Source organism: Micromonospora sp. NPDC048063, assembly GCF_043202855.1.
Classification (GTDB): domain Bacteria; phylum Actinomycetota; class Actinomycetes; order Mycobacteriales; family Micromonosporaceae; genus Micromonospora.
Genome location: NZ_JBIDBG010000010.1, coordinates 214581 through 233070 on the forward strand (window position 1 = coordinate 214581; position 18490 = coordinate 233070).

An 18490-nucleotide genomic window follows, 5' to 3' on the forward strand; every position below is an offset into this window, starting at 1 on the left:
CTCGATCGCGGTACTGCCGGCGCCCGCCGCGCGGCGAGACTGCGCGGCATGAGCGCCGCTGTGGGACTTGCCGAGACCGAGCTGACCGTCGCGCCCGGCGACGAGGTCGGCTGCACCGTACGGGTGCGCAACACCGCCTCCGTCGTCGACCACTTCACCCTCGACGTGGTCGGCGACGCCGGCTCCTGGGCCCAGGTCGAGCCACCGACGATGAACCTGCTGCCCGGCACCGAAGAGGAGGCCCGGGTCACCTTCCGGCCGCCCCGCTCCGCCACCGTTCCGGCCGGCGACCTCGACTTCGGGGTACGGGTCCGGGGCCGGGAGGACCCGGACGGCTCGGTGGTCGAGGAGGGCCGGGTCACCGTCCTGCCCTTCGTGGAGCTCGCCGCCGAGCTGGTGCCCCGGACCTCCCGGGCCCGTCGGACCGGGGCCCACCAGCTCGTCGTGGACAACACCGGCAACACCGAGACCACCGTCGAGGTGCTGCCCACCGACCCGGACCTGCTGCTCGGCTTCCGGGCCCGGCCCGCCGCGCCGGTGCTGCGTCCGGGCACCGCCACCTTCGTCAAGCTGCGGGTACGCCCGAAGAAGCGGTTCCTGCTCGGCCCCGACCGCAGCCTGCCCTTCCAGGTGGCCGTCACCCGGCCCGAGACCGAGCCGATCACCTGCGACGGGCTGCTGGTGCAACGGGCGGTGCTGCCCGCCTGGTCGCCCCGGGTGGCGCTGGTCGCCGTCGCGGTGGTCGTGGCGGTGACGGCGCTCTGGTTCGCGGTGCTCAAACCCACCGTGCAGTCCACCGCGAAGGAGGCCGCGCAGGTACGGACCCAGCAGCTCAACCAGGAGTTGAGCGAGGAGGTCGCCGAGGTCAGGACGCAGGCCAGCGAGGCGGCGAAGACCGCCGAGAAGGCCGAGCAGGCGGTGACCGGGGGGGCCGCCTCGCCGAAGCCGAGCGCGCCGGCGAGCCCGACGGCCGGCCCGGGGGGCGGTCCGGCCGGAACACTGGAGAACGCCGACCCGGAAACCGCCGCCGACTTCCGGGTGGCCACCAACGCCTCCCCGACCTCGAACGAGTTCGCCCTGTCGACGTACCGGCCGGCGGCGAGGAAGGTGCTCTGGGTGACCGACGTCGTGCTGCAGAACCCGCACGGCGACGCGGGCGTGCTCCAGGTGCGGCGGGGTGACACCGTGCTGCTGGAGACCGGCCTGAACAACTTCCGCGACCTGGACTACCACTTCGTACAGCCGTTGAAGTTCTCCGCCGACCAGCCGGTCACGGTGGCCGTCCGGTGCACCAACCCGGGCGACACACCGTGCACCCCGGCGGCGTACTTCGCCGGCCAACTGGTGCCGGTCGCGCCGGCGACCAGCCCGTCCGCCAGCCCCGGCGCCGCCCGATGAGCGCCCGGCCGAAGTCCGGCGGGGCCACCGACGTCCCTCCCGTACGCACCGCGGTCCGCGCCCGCGACCCGATCTCCCAGGCCGGGGTGGTCGCCCAGCTCGGCGCCGATCTTGGCGGCGGGGACCCGGCCGGGGTCCGCCCCGTGATGGTGACCGGGGACGACGCGACGGCGGACGTGCTGGTGCTCGTCGGGGACACCGTGGACGACTGGCTGCTGGCCCAGCTCGACGCGCTGGCCGCCGCGCCCGGACCGGCACCCCGCCCGGTGCTGGTAGTGGGACAGCTCGACGACACGGCGGGGCTCCAGGCCATCGAGGCAGGCGGGCTGAGCATGGTACGACGCGCGGAGAGCACCGCGCCGCTGCTCCGCGAGGTGGTGCGGGCCGCCGCCCGAGGTGAGGCGCGGCTCCCCACCGACCTGCTCAGCTCCCTGCTGACCCGGGTGGGACGCGCCCAGCGCCAGGTGCTGGCCCCCCGGGGTCTGACCATCCTGCCCCTGTCGCCACGGCAGCTCGCCGTGCTGCGGATGATCGCCGCCGGGGCGGACACCGCGACGATCGCCCGGGACCTGTCCTACTCGGAACGCAGCATCAAGAACATCGTGCACGAGATCACCGTCCAGCTCGGCGTCCGCAACCGGACCCAGGCGGTCGCGCACGCCATCCGCGAGGGTCTGATCTGACCGTCCGACCGTTCCCGGTCCCGGAAGTAAGGAAGGAGCGGCGACGTGGGCGTACCCGCGGCGAAGCTCGGCGACAAGGTGGTCGGCACCGACACGCACATCGTCATGCTCCCCTCGCCGGTGGGGCCGGTGCCGACCCCGACCCCGATGCCCTTCACCGGCACGATCACCACCGGGTGCAGCACCGACGTGCTGATCGAGGGGAAACCGGCCGCCGTGGTGGGCAGCGGGGCGGTGAATGCGCCCCCGCACGTGCCCACCGGCGGGCCGTTCCAGGTCCCGCCGACCAACCAGGGCACCGTCCTCGCCGGCAGCCCGCTGGTGCTGGTCAACGGCAAGCCCGTCGCCCGGCACGGCGACAAGGTCAACACCTGCAACGATCCCGCGCCCGCGCCGAACGGCACCGTCGTCGCCACCGGTCAGGTGCTCGTCGGCTGATCGCGCCGGGGGTCAGCGACGCCGGGTGAAGACGCCCGGCTGCGCCGTCGGGGACTGCACGAGGAACGTCCCGCTGGTCACCGTCCCGACCGTCGGCACCGCCGCGACCGCCGTGCGGGGACCGGCCGGCCCGTCGGCGAAGACCACCATCGGTACGGCGAACCGGCCGGAGGCGTCCGCCGCCACGGTCACCGCCCCGGTGCCGTCAGCCCAGGCCAGCGAGACCGTCGCGCCCGGCGGGAAGTCCCGGCCGATGCCGGTCACCACCTGACCGGGCCGGCCGACCCCCGGGTTGAACGTCAGGATCGGGCTGCGGCCGAAGACGCGCAGGGTCAGTGACTGCGCCGCCCGTCCCCCGGTGTCGGTGGAACTGGCCAGGGTGAGCACCGTGCTGGCCGCCCCGATGACGCGCGGGGTCGCCGCGACGTCCAGCGCGCAGGAACCGCCGACGGCGAGCACCGGGCCGCACCCGTTCCCGCTGACCGCGAAGGCCGCCGGGTACGGCTGCGGGCCGAGCGTGGCGGTGACGCTGAGCGGGTAGTCCCCGGCGTTGCTCAGGAGCACCCGGCGGGTCGGGGCGGCCACCCCGAGGGACGCCTCACCGAGGTCGAGCAGGGTCGTGTCGGAGTGCAGCACCGGCACGTCGGGGGCGGCCCCGGTCACGGTCACCGCCAGCCGCTCCGCCGTGCCGTGGACGATCCCGTCCACGGTGACCGTGAACCGGCAGGCGTACTCGCCGTTGCGGGCCTTCGGGTCGACCCGGACCGTGAGCGTGACGTCGACGCTGCCGCCGCTGTCGACGGTCCGCTCGCCGGGCGTGACGTCGGCGCTGAGCTGCGGGTCGCAGTCGGAGACGCGGGCGGCGACGGTGGCCGGGATCGCCCGGATGCCGGCAAGGATCGCGGTGGAGACCTCACCGGCGGAGGCCGCCCTGAGCAGCACCCCGTCGGTGCGAGCGGTGATCTCGGTGAACTGCCCGGTCTGGTCGAGGCTGGAGAACGGGGACGCGGTGACGTCGACCGCCACCACCCGGATGCCCCGGGCGGTGAGCGCGGTGACCGTCCCGGCGAGGTCGTGGCCGAGGCTCGGATCGTGCGACGGCGCGTCACCGAAGATCACCAGGATCGGGCTGCTGTCGGTGCGGAGGGCGACCGCGCCGGTGGCGACCCGGGACAACGCGTGCAGGTTCGCCTCCGGGATGTCCCCGCCACCGGCCGCGGTCCAGGTGTTCACCGCCTCCTGCACGGCGGTGGGGTCGGCGGTCAGGTCCTGGTTGACCCGGAAGGCATACTCGTCGCCGCCGTCGCGGTACTCGGCGACGGCGAACCGGGCGTCCGGCTGTACGGCGCTGATGTCCGCGACGATCCGGCGGGCGTTGGTCTTGACGTCCTCCAGCGCCCCGCCCATGCTGCCGGTGGTGTCGGCGAGCAGCACCACGTCGGGGCGGGGCGGCACGGTGGCCGTGGTGACTGTGCGGGTGAGCGTCGCCGACCCGCCGGGGCTCAACCCGATCGTCGGGTCGGTCAGGCCACCGTCGGGCGGGCCGGCGGCCGGTGCGGCGGCGTCCGCGACGCTGATCCGGAACTCCGCTCCGCCGCCCGTGGTCGGTGTCGCGAGGAACGCGGCGTGCCCGGCCGGCGGAGCGCTGGCCACCAGGATTGCCATGACGGCCAGCGCCGACGCGGCGCGCAGTGAGCGGGAGGCGAATGCGGCCATGCCGGGCATTGAAGCCGGCCGGGCCGGCGTCGCGCAGCGGGTGGGCGGACAGACCTGGGTGCAGACCTTCCTACACCTACGGGCAACGCCGGCCGCACCCGCGTCCCTCGGACCGGCCGGCGCACCCGGTTGCCGGCCGATCGCGTCGGGTCAGGACAGGACCTTGACCGTCATGCCGTCCGAGCAGCGCCGGACCACCGCGACCAGGCTGGCCTGGTGGCTCGCCTTGACCGGGGTGACGGTGAAGTACGCCTTGCGGCCCTTGCCGTGCCGCACCACGTAGCTCTCCGCGTCGCCGCCGACCCACAGGTCGCCGAACGTCTTCAGCACGTTGTAGATCGGCGTGTACATGTCGTTCTCGTCGACGTAGAACATCACCAGGTCCTTGAACTGGACGTAGTGCGTGTACGCCCCGTCGCTGTCTAGGGTGGCGATGATCCCGGTGTTGTGGGCGTTGAGCGCCGAGTCGATGGTCACCGTCACGTCCACGCTCTCGCCGATGACCGAGACCACCATCCGCTCGTCCCGGTACATTCGCGCGAAGCGGTTGCCCATGGCCTGCTCGATCCGCTCGACGAGTTCGTCGAGGTCGACCCCCCAACGGCCGAGGTGGACCTGCGCCTCGTCCCAGCTGAACGTCTCGGGCAGGTGGGAGTTGGCCTCGGGGTTCAGGGTGAAGGCCACCCCGAGCCGGAAGGGGTAGGACAACCAGGGATACCGCCTCGCCGCGACCTCGGCGGGCTCGCTGAACGACACACCCGGCTTCCGGACGACGGTGACCGTCCCCTCGTCGCCGCGGACGTGCCCCGTGTCGTCGCTCTCCTCGTGGCCGTGCTGGCCCTGGTCGTGGCTCGGGATGTGGAGCGGGTCGTCGACTCGCTCCTTGCCCTTCTCCAGGGCCTCCACCGCCTGGTGCTCCTTCGCCTCGTCGGCGAGCAGCGCGCAGTCGTCGAGGAAGGCGTCCATCACCCCGCCGTCGCGCAGCAGCGCGACGGCGGCCTGCTGGATCTCCTCCCGCCACAGCCGAAACGTGTCGACGTCGGTCGAGAGCGCGTCGGCGAGCACCATGGCGTCGTGGTCGTCGCGTACCTGCGTGGGCACGTACGGGAACCGGGCGGCGGTCCGCTCCAGGGCGGTGAGCATCGCCGGATCGTCCCACGGGCGGGGTAGGCGTCGGTGGAGAATCTCCATCGTCTCCGCGACGTCCTCGGCGTAGGCGTTGGTGACCAGCAGGTACTCCACGGCGCGGACCAGCTCGTGCGAGTACGGGTAGCGTTCCTCGACCCATCGGCCGAACATCCGCGTGCCGTAGTCACCATCCAGGACGGTGGCGAACTCCACGGCAGCGAAGTACGCGGGGTCGGAGGCAGCGTCGTGCCAGTAGGTCTCTCGCCAGGTCATGACCGCTCTTCTCGCTCGGCGACAGTCGACGCGGTCACCATGGCGCAGCGGTGGCCTCACCGACACGCGCAGTCGGCGGTCTTTGGGGCAGTCCGTACTGCCTCACCAGGCACCGCGGGCCGCGGCTGCGGACGTCGGTCAGGCCGGCATCGGCCCCTGGCCCGCGTGCGGTGGCCGGTACCAGATCGGGAGACCTCATCACAGCCGAGAAGCCCGTTGGGGTCGTGCCGCGCACCCTTCGGACGTGACCGAAAGGTGTTGCCCGTCCCGGAACGGGACCCTGACGATCGGATACGAGGAACGACCCCGCACGTCCACTCAGCACGAGGGGTCGTCCGAGGAGTAACCGCTGAACAAGAGCACAACTGCGTTCTCTGCGATCCGTGGCCACCCGGAGATGTCTCACCGTTGACGGACCCGGAGGACCGGTCCCGGCCATTTCCGATGAGCGCGGTTAGTGGATGTCACCGGGGGTTGGTATGCACGAAGCCGCTGAAAGAGGAGTCCTGTTCAGCCTGCTGGGGCCGGTGACTGCTGTACTGCCCAATGGGGCGGTACGTCTCGGCGGTCCACGTCAGCGGGCAATCTTGGCGGCGCTGCTGCTGGAGCCAGGCCGGGTCGTCCCGGTCGAACGGATCGTGGACGCGGTGTGGGGTCCGCACGCGCCATCTACGGCCCGGAACCAGATTGCAGCCGGGGTCTGCAGCCTGCGCCGCGATTTCCGGGCGGCCGGCCTCGGTAGCGAGCTCATCGGCACGAGTCCGCCTGGATACGTACTGCAGGTCGGCGCTGACAGCATCGACCTTCACCAGATGGAGCGCTGGGCCGCCGAGGCGAGAACACTGGCTGGCGCGGGACGGCTGGACGAGGCAGTGACGAAGCTGCGCGATGCTCTGGCCATGTGGCAGGGCCGGCCGCTGGTCGATATTGAAGGCCGGCTCGCGCACGTGGTGGAGCGGATCGAGGAGCGCCGGGTGGCCTTGACCGAGGAGTGCCTCGGCTTGGAGCTGCGACTGGGCCGCGCTCGCGCAGTCATTCCCGAGCTGCAAATACTGGTTCAGCGACACCCGTTCCGGGAACAGTTGCGCGCCTGCCTCATGGTGGCGCTGACGTACTGCGGACGTACAGCCGATGCACTCACCGTGTTCCGCGACGGTCGCCGGTTACTGGTAGAGGAACTGGGCGTGGAGCCGGGCCCCCAACTGCGGGAAATGCACGACCGGATCCTGCAGGGGGACGAGGTGGCAATCCCGATGAGGGAGGGCGGACCATGCCCCGAATGGCCTCCGCTCCCGCCCAGTTGCCGACAGGCGACCATGCGTTCGTCGGTCGCACTGAGGAATTGACCCAGATCGACTCCCTCATCATGGAGCGACCGCGGCAGGGTCGCGCGCTCGCGATCGTCCAGGGACCTGGTGGGATCGGCAAGAGCGCCCTCGCCATGCGCTGATCGACGCTGACCCGAACTATCGAAACGCGGCCCGGTCCGACAGGTTCGTCGGTCAATTCGCTTGCCCGGTGCCGGTTCCCGATCATCGGCAAGGGATCGGCACCTGACCGGCTGGCTGGTCAAGGACTGCCTTCTCGCCGGCCCGGACGGCGAACGGCAGCACGTTCCCCGAGGGCGGCAGCGGGCAGATGAATGCCTCGGAGAACGCACACGGAGGCAGGGTGACGCGGTTGAAGTCCAGCGTCACCGGGCCCGCCGTCGCCGGCAGGGGCAGAAACAGAAACCGGGCCGCGCCGTAGCTCTCCCGTCCGCTGGTGGCGTCCCGGAACGTGATGTGCGCTTCACCCTCGTGGCCGGTGTACAGCGCGACCAGCTCGGCGTGCCGGCCGTCGACGGTGAAGGTGAACGTGCCGACGACCGGGTAGTCCACCAGCCGGTCGGAGCGGCTGTGCGCGGTGCGCACCGCCTGGCCGGCGTCGGCCGGGGTGAACTCGGCGGTCACCACCCAGGCGGGGTCGGGGGCGTACGCGTCGATGCCGGCGAAGCGGTGCACCGCCGGCGCGTGCGGGTCGTACGTCCGTACCGCCAGGTCGGCGCCGCGGCGGATGATCTTCAGTTCGACGTCGCCCACCATGAGTCGCTGGTCGGGGCGCAGCCGGCCCTCGGCGGTCGGTACGCCGCCGACGAGCAGGCCTTCGGCGCCGGACACCCGCACGTCGGTTCCGTCGGCCCACCAGGTGCCGGGTATCCCGTCGATCCGGGTGCGCCCCACCAGCCAGTGAGTGCCGGTCAGCGTGAGGTCCCCACCCGGCGCCGAAACGGCCGCCTCACGTTCGGCGTGCCAGGTCCGCCACTGATCGACAAAGGTCACGGTTCCTCCAGCAGGTCGAGCGGCAGTTGCGGGATGGCCGCCAGCAGGGCACGGGTGTACTCGTCGGCGGGGTCGGTCAGCACGTCCGCGGTCGGGCCGCGCTCGACGACGCGGCCGTGGCGCATGACCAGCACCTCCTGGCACAGCTGGCTGACGATCGCCAGGTCGTGCGAGACCAGCACCAGCGTGAGCCCGAGCCGGCCAACGAGATCCTTGAGCAGGTCGATGATCTGCAGCCGGACCGAGACGTCGAGGGCGCTGACGGGCTCGTCGGCGAGCAGGATCCGCGGGGCCGGTGCGAGCGCCCGCGCGATGGCGATGCGCTGGCGCTGGCCGCCGGAGAACTCGTGCGGGTAGCGCCGTCCGTCTTCCGGGCGCAGCCCCACCGCGGTGAGCACCTCGGCGACGCGCTCGGCGCGGGCCGCCCGGTCCGTACCGATGCGCAGCGAGCGCAGCGGCTCGGCGACGATCGACGCGACCGACATGCGGGGGTTCAGCGACGACCGGGGGTCCTGGAAGACGACCTGGACCTGCCGACGGAACACGCGGTGTCGAACCCGGTCGAGGGACTGGCCGGCGAAGCGGATCTCGCCCGAGGTGGGGCGGTCCACGCCGAGCAGCTGCCGCAGCAGGGTCGACTTCCCGGCGCCCGACTCGCCGACGATCCCGAGGCTGGTCCCCGGTCGCACGGTGACGTCCACCCCGTCGAGCGCCGGGTGGGTGCGGCCCGGGAACCATCGGGTGAGCTGATGCCCGGTGAGAATCGGATCGCTCATCGGTCCTCCCTGCGCACGCTGGGGCGGGCCAGCCGGGTCACCCTGGCGGCGCTCGCGACGAGCTGCCGGGCGTAGCCGGAGCGGGGCCGGCGCAGCACGTCGTCGACCGGGCCGGATTCGACCAACCGGCCCGTGCGCATGACCAGGAGATGGCGGGCCAGTCCGGCGACGACCGGCAGGTCGTGGCTGATGAACAGCAGCCCCACCCCGGTCTCCTCGATCAGCTCGTCGAGCAGGGTGAGGATCTGCGCCTGCACGGTCACGTCCAGCGCCGTCGTCGGCTCGTCGGCGATGAGCACCCGGGGCCGGCAGGCGAGGGCCATCGCCAGGGCCACCCGCTGCCGTTGGCCGCCGGAGAGTTCGTGCGGCAGGGCCCGTACCAGCCGGGCCGGGTCGGGCAGGTGCACCCGGTCGCACCACTCGATCGCGCGGCGCTCGGCGTCGCTGCGGTTGAGGCCCTGGTGCAGCCGCAGCGGACCGGCGATCTGGCGGCCGACCGGCATCAGCGGGTCCAGGGCGGTCAGGGGCTCCTGGAACACGATGCTGACGGTGCGGCCGCGGACCCGACGCCACCGCCGGTCCGGCGCGCCGAGGTGGTCCTCGCCGTCGATGAGGATGCGGCCGCTCGTGCGCATGCCCGGCGGTAGCAGTCCCAGCAGCGCCAGCGCGGTCAGCGACTTGCCTGAGCCGGATTCGCCGATGAGGCCGACCCGGTCGCGGGCGGCGAGGCCGAACGAGACGTCGCGAACGAGCGGCTGCCCGTCGAGCGTGATGGTCAGCCCGGTGGTCTCCAGGACGGTCATCGGTCCGCTGCCTGCCTTTCCTGCCGTAGCTGCGGGTCGAGGACCTCCCGCAGGCCGTCACCGAGCAGGTTGACCCCGACGACCGTGACGGCGACTGCGAGGCCGGGCAGCAGGACGTTCCACGGGGCCACGCTCACCGTCGACTGCGCCTCCTGGAGCATGCGGCCCCACGACGGCGCGGGCGGCGGAGTGCCGAGCCCCAGGTACGACAGCGACGCCTCGGCGATGACCGCGACGCCGAAGGCGAGGGCGGCCTGCACCAGCAGGGTGTGCCAGATGTTGGGCAGGACGTGCCGGACCAGGACCATCAGTGGCCCGGTGCCACAGGTACGCGCCGCGAGTACGTAGTCCTGGGTGAGCACCCGGCTCGCCGAGATCCGGGTCAACCGGGCCACCTCGGCGGAGACGCCGATCCCGATCGCGCTGATCGCGACTCCGGTCGACGCGCCGTACACGGTGACCAGCAGCATCGCCAGCAGCAGGGTCGGGAAGGCGATCACGATGTCGATCACTCCGATGACGGCGTTCTCGACGAGCCGGCCGGCGATCGCCGCGAGCAGGCCCAACGGGACGCCGATGACGAACGCCACCGCGACCGAGGCCAGCCCGATCCACGCCGCGGTACGCGCGCCGAGCATCAGCTGGGTGAACTGGTCGCGGCCCAGGCGATCGGTGCCCGCCCAGTGCCGTGCGGACGGGCCGGCCAGCCGGGCCGCCGGGTCGGTGTGGTCCAGCCCGTACGGGGACCAGACAAGCGACACCAGCGCCAGGGCGAGAACCGCCAGCAGCAGCGCCGCGCCGACCACGAACGACGGCGAGCGCCAGCCTCGGCGTCGCCGGACGGGGGTGTCGAGCGCATCGGTCGTTTCGATCGTCTCGACCAGAGGTGTGCTCATGCCCGTGCTCTCAGTCTCGGGTCGACCAGCCGCTGCACGACGTCCACGACGAGCCCCATCACCAGCACGATCGCCGTCATGAGAAAGACCGTGCCCTGCACGATCGGCAGATCGCGGGCCTTCACGCTGGTCAACAGCAGCGAGCCCAGGCCGGGCAGGGCGAAAACGCTCTCGATGACCACGGTGCCCAGCAGTGAACTGGCCAGCAGGAGGCCCAGGATCTGGACCACGGTTGCGGCACCGTTGCGTGGTCCGTGCCGCCACAGCGCCTGCGGCAGGCTGTAGCCGAGGGAGCGGGCGGTGCGCACGTACTCCTGGCTCAGCACGTCGAGCGTCGCCGAGCGTACGTAGCGCACCAGCACCGACCCCTGCGCGATCGCCAACGTCGCCACCGGCAGGACCAGCGACTGGACCGCGGCTTGCGGGTCCTGCCAGCCGGTGCGGGGAAACCCGCCCGGCGGCAGCGCCCGCCACTGCACCGCGACCAGCCAGACCACCACGATCCCGACCCAGAAGATGGGCAGCGCGATCCCCAACTGCGCCAGCGTCGACACCGCCACCCCGAGCAGGCCCCGCCGCCGTACCGCCGCGAACACCCCGATCGGTACGGCCACGATGATCGACAGCACGAACGCGCTCAGCGCCAGCGGTACGGTGACCGGGAGCCGGCCGGCGATCTGATCGAGCACCGGCATCCGGGTGAACAGGCTGTCCCCGAGGTTCCCGGTCACCAGGTCGCCCAACCAGTGGCCGTACTGCGCCAGCACAGGCCGGTCGGTGCCGAGCTGGTGCCGGATCGCGTCGATCTGGTCCGGGGAGGACCCGACCGCCAGCAGCGTGACGGCCGGGTCACCCGGTAGGACCCGGAGCAGGAAGAACACCGCCGAGCCCGCGACGAAAAGCGAACCGATCAGCCAGGCGACCCGACGGATGAGGTAGCTGAGCATGCCTATCGCCTAGCGTTTGGTGATCGGCGCGACGTAGAAGCTGTCCGTGGTGTTGTTCTTCTGGTAGCCGCTGACCGAGGTGCTGGCGACCTTGATGGCCGGGTCGAGGAACAGCCAGGCGCTCGCCGCGTCCTCGGAGATCTGCCGTGCCACCTTCTTCAGCAGGGCGGTCTGCTCGTCGGGCGTCGCGGCGGTCTCGGAGTCCTTGACCCACTTCTGCACCTGCGGGTTGTCGTACTGCCAGTAGAACGTCGGGTCGCCGTACCAGACCAGGTCGCGCTGGTTGACGTGGGTCATGATGGTGGCCTGGAAGTTGTGGTTCTTGTAGACCTTGTCGGTCCAGGTCGCGTCGTCGACGGGGTTCAGCGTGATGGTGATACCGGCCTGGGCGAGCTGGCTCTTCAGCCCCTGCGCGATGATGTTGACCGCGTCCGACGGTACGTAGTCGACGGTGAAGGACAGACCGTTCGCGTACCCGGCCTTGGCCAGCAGCTGCTTGGCGCCGGCCACGTTGTGGTCGTCGATGCTGGTCAGGTCCTCGTACCAGGGGTCCGTGGGCGGCACCATCGAGCCGATGACCTGGCCCCGGTCGGCCCACACCGCCGTCAGCAGCGCCTTGCGGTCGATGGCCTGCCGGATGGCGTGCCGCACGTCGGGGTTGTTGAACGGGGCGATGGCGTCGTTGAAGTTGAACAACTCCTTCGTCGTCGACGTGCCCTCCACGATGGAGAACTGCGGCTGGTTGTCGAACTGGGGGAGCACATCCGGCGAGGACACCTGGGTCACCAGGTCGAGTTGGCCGGCGAGCAGCGCGTTGTTCTCGGCGGTGGCGTCCTTGAAGAACCGGTACACCACCTGCTTGTTGCTGGCCTTCGTGCCCCAGTACCCGTCGTTGCGGGTCAGCGTGATGGAGTCACCCTGCTTCCAGGAGGTCAGGGCGTACGGGCCGGTGCCGATCACCGTCGTCTCCGGGTTGCCGGCGCCGGGCTTGGTGACAGCCGCGCCGGTGCTGGTGAGGTAGAAGAGGAACGATTGCGACCGCGTCGACAGGGTGACCTTGACGGTGCCGTCGTCCGGCGCCTCGATCGTCTTCATGATCGAGAGGTTCTTCTTGCGGGCGCTGGTCGACTCGTCGGACGTCACCCGCTTGAGCGCGACCACCACGTCGCTGGCCTTCAGCGGGGTGCCGTCGGAAAAGGTCACGCCAGACTGCAGGTGGAAGGTGTATGCCGTGCCGTCCGGCGACACGTCCCACGACTTGGCCAGCAGCGGCTCGACCTTGCCCTCGTCGGTGAGCACGGTGAGCCCCTCGACGACGTTGCGCAGCAGCACCTGGGCGTGGCCGGTGTTGCCGCCCTTGATCGTATTGAGCGTCGTCGGCTCGTTCAGCGAACCGACCGTGATCGTCGCGTCGGGGTCGGCGGCGCCCGTCGACCCGGGGCTCGTCGACGAGCCGCAGGCGGCGATCAGCAACGCGAGGATGGTGGTGGCCGCGAGCGCGCCGAGCGGGCGCAACCGGCGTGCGAAGGGTAGGCCGACCGAGGGCCTGCGGTGAGTGGTCATGTCCGTACTCCAGGCAGACGGAACCTGCGTCGCGCGAGCGCGGGACGCGGTGATTGAGATTCACAAATGAGGGGAAGATCAGACGTTGATGACGGCGCGCGGGCAGCGTGGCGTGGCAGCCACGGGCGCGGGCCGGGGTGTCAGACCGTCAACAACAGCAGATACGGCGCGCGGCGACGACACGGACCGCGAGCGGGGTCCGGTCCAACGACGGCGCAGTGTTCACGCAGGTCAGAGTACATGATCACGCAGTTGGGGCGACCAGCCGGCATCGTGTCGTCTGCCACAGGTCCTTGGCCCCAGGTGGGAAGATGCGCCGATGCCGCTCACCTTTCCGTCGCACCCCGGCGTGGTACTCCCGCTCAAGCTCTGGCGACCCCGATGGTTCGACGGTGTCGCGCTGACTACCGGGGCGGTCGCACCCCACATCAAATACGCGTTCCTCGGGGTCGGTCCGGAGTGGCAGAGCCACACCCTCACCGCGCTGGTGTGGTGGTGTCTGCCGGTGGCGCTGCTCGGCGCGTGGCTCGTCCGCGCCACCGTCGCGACCAGGTCAGCGACGTCGCCTGGTGGACCGTGTCCGACATTCCCAGCAGCCTCGTAGGCGCGCTGGTCACGCTCGCCGGCGCCGTCGTGGTCGGCCGCCGTCGGCTCCTTCGCGCCTGGCACGGCAACCCACCGCCGGTCCCCACCCGCCCGACGGTGTTCTGGTCCACAGCGGGCGCCGCCGCAATCATCGGGTACGCCCTGACCCCGCTTCTGCCAGCCGAGAATCTGCCATGGGCGACTGCAGTACGGCTGCTGTGTCTCACGGCCGGGGCGCTACTCGTCGCCGCCGTTGCAGTGCAAGCAATGAACGCTAGGACCGCCCCCGCTGACAGACGTACGGTGGCGCGTGGGAGCCATTCGGAAGCGCCGCCCTCATCGCTGTAGCAGGCTCTGCCAGCGCTGGATGAATGGGCGGACGAAACCTCCGGGGCCAGGGTGCCTAGCTCGGCCAGCCAATCGCGTCGAGGAACTCCTCCACGGCAACCACGACTCGACTGAGCACTGCGATCGACTCGGTGAGCGGGCCGGGTACGTACATACCGTGATCCGCGCCTTCCACCTCCAACACGTGGGGCGACAACCGGCGGGCGACATCACCGCCCCATACGTTGTCGGGTCCGAACCTCGCGCCGGGAATCACGACAGCGTCAGCCATGCGGACGACCTTACCCAGACCCTGTGGGAACAGGATGGTCGTGACACTTCCGCTGGGCAGCCAGCACCCGCGCCCGCGCCACCGCATTCGCCCACAACGCCCGCCCGCAATCGCACAGCCGCTTCACGGGAGGTCTACCGGCCCGTACCGGGTCCGGTTGGCCCCGGTGCTCAGCGCCCAGTAGCGGTCGCCGAACGACCAGTGCCACCATTCGGTCGGGTAGTTGACCATGCCGGCGGACGAGAGCGCCCGGGCGAGGATGTCGCGGTTGGTGCGGGCCTGCGGGGCGATGTGGGGTGATCCGGTGAAGCAGGCGTTGGCGCTGTCCACCGGGCTGGCGTTGACGATCGTGCCCAGGTCCAGTTCGATCCCGTCGGCCGTGCAGAGGGTGAGGTCGACCGTCCCGCCGGTGCTGTGCGGAGCCACCTCGGGCGGCGAGATGTACTTGCTGGCCTCCACGTGCCGGCGCGCCGAGTCCCACTCCGGGTACCTGCGGCGCAGTTCGTCCTTGTAGCTCTCGAAGTAGGTCGTCTGCAGGCTGAGCGGCCGGTACCCCTCGATGATCAGCAGCCGCAGTCCTCGGGGCAGGGTCTGCTGGGCGGCGAGCAAGCGCTGGACCGTTGCCTCACGGAGGTGCGCGTAGGCCCCGGCCTCGTCGGCCAGGCGATCGTCAACCCGAAGTTCCGCAACCTGGCGCACGTCGACCAGGGCTTCCCCGTTGTCGCCTAGCGGGATGGCCGAGATTCGCCGATCAGACAGCAGGATCATGGCCGGCACCGGCCGGCGGCGTCGATGATTGCGCTGGCCACGGCTGTGGCCGCGTGGGGGCGGCCGTGTTGACGGGCGGCGTTGGCCAGCTTCTGGCGTCGTTCCGGGTGGTCGAGCAGCACCATGATCTCCTCGTAGAGGCGGTTGGCGGAGGCCTCGGGGCCGGCGAGCATGCGGGAGGCACCGGCGTCGGCGAGGTGTTGTGCGGTCCGCCGCTGTTCGTCGCCGCCGGTGGGGATGAGCGGGACGAGGACGCATGCCTTGCCCAGGGCGGTGAGTTCGGCGACGGTGCCGGCGCCGCTGCGCGCGACGACGATGTCCGCGGCGCTCAGGACGTCCGGCAGCTCGCCGTGGACGTAGTCGACGACCCGGTACCTGCTGCGCAGGTGTTCCGGAAGGGCGGCCGCGACCTGCCGCATCCGGCCGAGGGAGTAGTCGCCGCACTGGTGCAGCACCTGACATCTCGGCAGGAGTCCGGGGAGGCTGTCGGCGATCAGGTTGTTGACCTGGACGGCGCCTTGGGCGCCGCCGGTGACGTACACCAGCGGCAGGCGGGGGTCCAGGTGGAATGCGGCGAGCGCCCGGTTGCGGTTACCCGTGAGGATCTCGGGCCGGATCGGGTTGCCGGTGACCACCGCGCGGGTTCTCGCTCCGGCGGGCAGGTGGTCGATGGAGGATTCGTGGCTCAGCAGGACTCGATCAGCGAGGCGGGCGAGGATCCGGTTCGCCAGCCCGAGCGTGAGGATCTGCTCGTGCATGACCAGCGGGCGGCGGGTCAGCCAGGCGGCGATCCCGATCGGGACGGAGACGTATCCGCCGGTGGAGAAGACCACCTCGGGCCGGGTGCGCACCACGATCATGATGGCCTGGAAGATACCGAGCGGCACGCGGAAGGCGTCGGCGACGTTGCGGCCCCACTCGCGCAGGTTCGGCGAGCGGCGCAGTTTGCCGGTGGTGATCGCCGTGAAGGGGATGCCCTCCTGCCGGGCGATTCTGGCCTCCAGCCCGTGGGCGACGCCCACCCAGCGGACGTCCGGTTCGGTGCCGGCTGCCGCTAGCCGGTCGCGGAGCGCACGGATCGTGGTCAGCGCCGGGTAGGTGTGCCCGCCCGTTCCCCCGCCCGCGACGATCATGCGGAGACCACGGAGATGTGCCGCGGCGTAGACGGCCATCAGCAGGAACTCGGGCAGGGGGAGGCGGTGTCGCGTCGGTGCAGTGCGCCCTGGATGAGGATGTCGAGCAGTGCCGAGTAGCCGACGCCGGCCCGCTGCCAGATCTGCGGGTACTGGGAGGCGGCGGTGAATCCGGGGAAGGTGTTGACCTCGTTGATCACCGGCTCCCGGTGGTCTCCGGTCCACCCCGTGCCGTGGTCGGCGTCCGGATCCGGGAGGAAGAAGTCGACGCGGAGCAGCCCGCGGCATCCGAGCGCGTGGAACGCCCGCACGGCCCGGTCCTGCAGTAGTCGGGTGGTGCCGGGGTCGAGCCGGGCCGGAATGTGGAAGACGGCACCGCCGTCGTACTTGGCGTCGTAGTCGAAGAAGGAGGCGTTGGCCACCCGTATCTCCAGCGGCGGCCCGGCCTCGACGCGACCGTCGGGGTGCTGAAGGACGCCGACGTCGATCTCGCGCCCGCGCACGGCGCGTTCGACGACAACCTTCGCGTCGCTCTCGCGCGCGAGCCGCAGGGCGGCGGGCAGTTGCGCCCATCGTTCGACCTTGGAGACGCCCAGGCTGGAGCCGGCCCGGGCCGGTTTGACGAAGACGGGCAGTCCCAGTCGCTGCTGATCCCGCGACGACAGCTCCTCGTCGGGGCGCAGCGTCACCCCGGCGGCCACGCGCAGGCCGTCGGCGGCGAGGAGTTTCTTCGTGACCGGCTTGTCCATCCCCGCGGCGCTGGCGAAGACACCGTTTCCGACATACGCGACGCCGAGCCACTCCAGCATCGACTGGATGGTGCCGTCCTCACCGTACGGGCCGTGCAGCGCCGGGAACACCACGTCCTGGTCGCCGAGGGTCCGCAGCGCCTGCGCGAACGTGGCCCGGTCGCCGTTCACCCGCCACTGGCCGTCCCGCTCGATCAGCACCTCGGTCACGTCGTACGTGTCGCGGTCGAGATGGGCCAGGATGCTTTCCGCCGAGCGCCGGGAGACGTCGTGCTCCCCGCTGCGCCCACCGAACAGCACCGCCAAACGAACGGTCATGACGTTGCCGCTTCCGCGTGTAGGTGTACGCGCGCCACTCGCGCGCCGATTCCGGTCAGGACTTCGTGCGGGTTGGTGCCGGCCCACTGCGCCCACTCGGCGGCCGTCGGCTCGGCCGGGTCGGGCGAGCCGGGCTCGGCGCCGGGGCCGAAGACGACCACGGGATCGCCGAGCGCCACCGGCAGATCGCCGACATCGACGACGCACTGATCCATGGCGATGCGGCCGACGATCGGGCACCGTCGACCGGCGAGCCAGACCCACGCGCGGCCCTCGGCGGTGCGCGACAGGCCGTCGGCGTACCCGAGCGGCAGCAGAGCGAGCGTGGTCGGCCGACTGGTCACGTGGTCGGGCCCGTACGAGACGCCGGTCCCGGCGGGCACGCGCTTCAGGTTGATCACCCTTGACCGCAGGGTCATGGCGGGTCGCAGGCCGAAACGGCGGGGGCCGGCCGCGCCAAAGGGGTCGACGCCATACATGGCCAGGCCGATCCGACAGAGATCGAACCGGGTCTCCGGGGCGGCCAGTGCCGCCGCCGAATTGGCCAGATGCACCACTTCCGGATCAAGCCCGGCGTCAAGCGCGATCCGCAGTGCCTCCTGGAACGTTGACAGCTGCCGCGCGATGCTCGGGCATCCGGGCACGTCGGCGTTGGTCAAGTGGGACCACACCCCGTGTACCCGGATGCTGCCCTCCACCTCGTGCCTGCGGGCCCAGGCGACCAGATCGGGCCATTCGTCGCCGCTGGCGCCGTTGCGGGACAGACCGACGTCCGCCTTGAGCTGGACCGCGGCGGGCACACCGAGACCCCTGGCCGCGTTGGCGATCGCGCGCAGATGGGTCAGGGTCGACACCGCGATGTCGACGTCCGCGGCAATCAGGCGGGTGAAGTCCTCGTCCGGGCGGTGCAGCCAGCTCAGGACGGGCGCGTCGATGCCCGCCGATCGCAGTGCCACCGCCTCCGTCGCCGAGGTCACGCCCAGCCAGTCGGCGCCGGCCCCCAGCGCAGCCCGTGCCACCGGCACCGCGCCGTGCCCGAACGCGTCGGCCTTCACCACGGCCATCAACCCGGTACGCGCGATCGCCGCGATCGTCCGAATGTTCTGGGCGATCGCCGCGAGATCTATCACGGCCTCGGCCAGCTCGGCACTCTCACTGATCACACCGGTCCCCGCGCGCCGACCGCGCGTACCCGGCGTCGCCCCGGCAGCCCTGGGTTCGACGGGAGGTTCGTCCGGCGGTTCGGCGGCCCCGTGCCCGCCGACAGCGGCGGCCCGGCGCACCGCGCGCGTCTCCCGGATCCGCCGCCGGACCGCCCGCCGCTGTTGCTCCTCGCGGCGGCCCGGGTGCGCTGGTTCCAAGATCATGTCCGGATC

18 protein-coding genes are annotated in these 18490 nt (G+C 71.4%); 5 read left to right on the forward strand and 13 right to left on the reverse strand.

The window, feature by feature from the left end; translation table 11 throughout:
* The first annotated feature begins 48 nt into the window (after positions 1 to 48).
* The 3 genes from ACGFZ2_RS23760 to ACGFZ2_RS23770 are packed head-to-tail and all read left to right on the forward strand — an operon-like array spanning position 49 to position 2519.
* Positions 49 to 1398 carry a hypothetical protein gene (locus ACGFZ2_RS23760; protein WP_393263582.1) on the forward strand — a complete coding sequence of 450 codons (1350 nt, stop codon included), beginning with the start codon at positions 49 to 51 and terminating at the stop codon, positions 1396 to 1398.
* Positions 1395 to 2081: a LuxR C-terminal-related transcriptional regulator gene (locus ACGFZ2_RS23765; protein WP_393456948.1), complete on the forward strand. Its 687-nt coding sequence runs from the start codon at positions 1395 to 1397 to the stop codon at positions 2079 to 2081. The genes ACGFZ2_RS23760 and ACGFZ2_RS23765 overlap by 4 nt, the downstream gene beginning before the upstream one ends.
* Positions 2082 to 2126: 45 nt before the next feature.
* Positions 2127 to 2519 carry a PAAR domain-containing protein gene (locus tag ACGFZ2_RS23770; protein ID WP_393263585.1) on the forward strand — a complete coding sequence of 131 codons (393 nt, stop codon included), beginning with the start codon at positions 2127 to 2129 and terminating at the stop codon, positions 2517 to 2519.
* Positions 2520 to 2531: 12 nt separating this feature from the next.
* On the opposite strand, the gene ACGFZ2_RS23775 is transcribed toward ACGFZ2_RS23770, so the two are convergent.
* Both ACGFZ2_RS23775 and ACGFZ2_RS23780 read right to left on the reverse strand, forming a co-directional pair.
* Positions 2532 to 4235, reverse strand: a complete 1704-nt coding sequence (locus ACGFZ2_RS23775; RefSeq protein ID WP_393456951.1) for a VWA domain-containing protein — start codon at positions 4233 to 4235, stop codon at positions 2532 to 2534.
* A gap of 150 nt (positions 4236 to 4385) precedes the next feature.
* Positions 4386 to 5636, reverse strand: coding sequence for a hypothetical protein (locus tag ACGFZ2_RS23780; RefSeq protein WP_393456954.1), 1251 nt, complete (start codon positions 5634 to 5636; stop codon positions 4386 to 4388).
* 479 nt (positions 5637 to 6115) lie between these two features.
* Here ACGFZ2_RS23780 and ACGFZ2_RS23785 point away from each other — a divergent pair, with 479 nt between their 5' ends.
* Positions 6116 to 6982, forward strand: coding sequence for a BTAD domain-containing putative transcriptional regulator (locus ACGFZ2_RS23785; RefSeq protein ID WP_393456957.1), 867 nt, complete (start codon positions 6116 to 6118; stop codon positions 6980 to 6982).
* A gap of 186 nt (positions 6983 to 7168) precedes the next feature.
* On the opposite strand, the gene ACGFZ2_RS23790 is transcribed toward ACGFZ2_RS23785, so the two are convergent.
* Genes ACGFZ2_RS23790 through ACGFZ2_RS23815 form a run of 6 tightly spaced genes read right to left on the reverse strand, consistent with a single transcriptional unit; the run spans position 7169 to position 12942 of the window.
* Positions 7169 to 7957, reverse strand: coding sequence for a DUF1684 domain-containing protein (locus tag ACGFZ2_RS23790; RefSeq protein WP_393263592.1), 789 nt, complete (start codon positions 7955 to 7957; stop codon positions 7169 to 7171).
* On the reverse strand, positions 7954 to 8733 hold the full coding sequence (locus ACGFZ2_RS23795) for an ATP-binding cassette domain-containing protein (protein WP_393263594.1): 780 nt from the start codon (positions 8731 to 8733) through the stop codon (positions 7954 to 7956). Before ACGFZ2_RS23795 ends, ACGFZ2_RS23790 begins: the two co-directional genes overlap by 4 nt.
* The gene (locus ACGFZ2_RS23800; RefSeq protein ID WP_393456960.1) at positions 8730 to 9536 is read right to left on the reverse strand and encodes an ATP-binding cassette domain-containing protein; all 807 of its coding nucleotides are present in this window, start codon (positions 9534 to 9536) and stop codon (positions 8730 to 8732) included. The genes ACGFZ2_RS23795 and ACGFZ2_RS23800 overlap by 4 nt, the downstream gene beginning before the upstream one ends.
* Positions 9533 to 10432 (reverse strand): ABC transporter permease, encoded by a 900-nt coding sequence (locus ACGFZ2_RS23805; protein WP_393456963.1) that lies wholly within the window; start codon positions 10430 to 10432, stop codon positions 9533 to 9535. Before ACGFZ2_RS23805 ends, ACGFZ2_RS23800 begins: the two co-directional genes overlap by 4 nt.
* A complete protein-coding gene (locus ACGFZ2_RS23810) occupies positions 10429 to 11379 on the reverse strand; it encodes an ABC transporter permease (RefSeq protein ID WP_393456966.1) in 951 nt (316 codons plus the stop codon). The genes ACGFZ2_RS23805 and ACGFZ2_RS23810 overlap by 4 nt, the downstream gene beginning before the upstream one ends.
* A 9-nt stretch (positions 11380 to 11388) precedes the next feature.
* The gene (locus ACGFZ2_RS23815) at positions 11389 to 12942 is read right to left on the reverse strand and encodes an ABC transporter substrate-binding protein (RefSeq protein WP_393456969.1); all 1554 of its coding nucleotides are present in this window, start codon (positions 12940 to 12942) and stop codon (positions 11389 to 11391) included.
* Positions 12943 to 13261: 319 nt separating this feature from the next.
* On the opposite strand from ACGFZ2_RS23815, the gene ACGFZ2_RS23820 reads away from it, so the two are divergent.
* On the forward strand, positions 13262 to 13546 hold the full coding sequence (locus ACGFZ2_RS23820; protein WP_393456972.1) for a DUF4184 family protein: 285 nt from the start codon (positions 13262 to 13264) through the stop codon (positions 13544 to 13546).
* Between the two features lie 384 nt (positions 13547 to 13930).
* Here ACGFZ2_RS23820 and ACGFZ2_RS23825 read toward each other — a convergent pair whose 3' ends face one another.
* The 5 genes from ACGFZ2_RS23825 to alr all read right to left on the reverse strand — a co-directional run bounded on the left by ACGFZ2_RS23825 (position 13931) and on the right by alr (position 18481).
* Complete coding sequence (locus ACGFZ2_RS23825; protein ID WP_393456975.1) at positions 13931 to 14146, reverse strand: hypothetical protein; 216 nt, start codon at positions 14144 to 14146, stop codon at positions 13931 to 13933.
* Positions 14147 to 14269: 123 nt separating this feature from the next.
* Positions 14270 to 14809 carry a M15 family metallopeptidase gene (locus ACGFZ2_RS23830; RefSeq protein WP_393457064.1) on the reverse strand — a complete coding sequence of 180 codons (540 nt, stop codon included), beginning with the start codon at positions 14807 to 14809 and terminating at the stop codon, positions 14270 to 14272.
* Between the two features lie 101 nt (positions 14810 to 14910).
* On the reverse strand, positions 14911 to 16086 hold the full coding sequence (locus ACGFZ2_RS23835) for a glycosyltransferase (protein WP_393456978.1): 1176 nt from the start codon (positions 16084 to 16086) through the stop codon (positions 14911 to 14913).
* Positions 16086 to 17114, reverse strand: coding sequence for a D-alanine--D-alanine ligase family protein (locus tag ACGFZ2_RS23840; RefSeq protein ID WP_393456981.1), 1029 nt, complete (start codon positions 17112 to 17114; stop codon positions 16086 to 16088). The genes ACGFZ2_RS23835 and ACGFZ2_RS23840 overlap by 1 nt, the downstream gene beginning before the upstream one ends.
* A complete protein-coding gene (gene alr / locus ACGFZ2_RS23845; protein ID WP_393456984.1) occupies positions 17111 to 18481 on the reverse strand; it encodes an alanine racemase in 1371 nt (456 codons plus the stop codon). Before alr ends, ACGFZ2_RS23840 begins: the two co-directional genes overlap by 4 nt.
* Positions 18482 to 18490 lie beyond the last annotated feature (9 nt).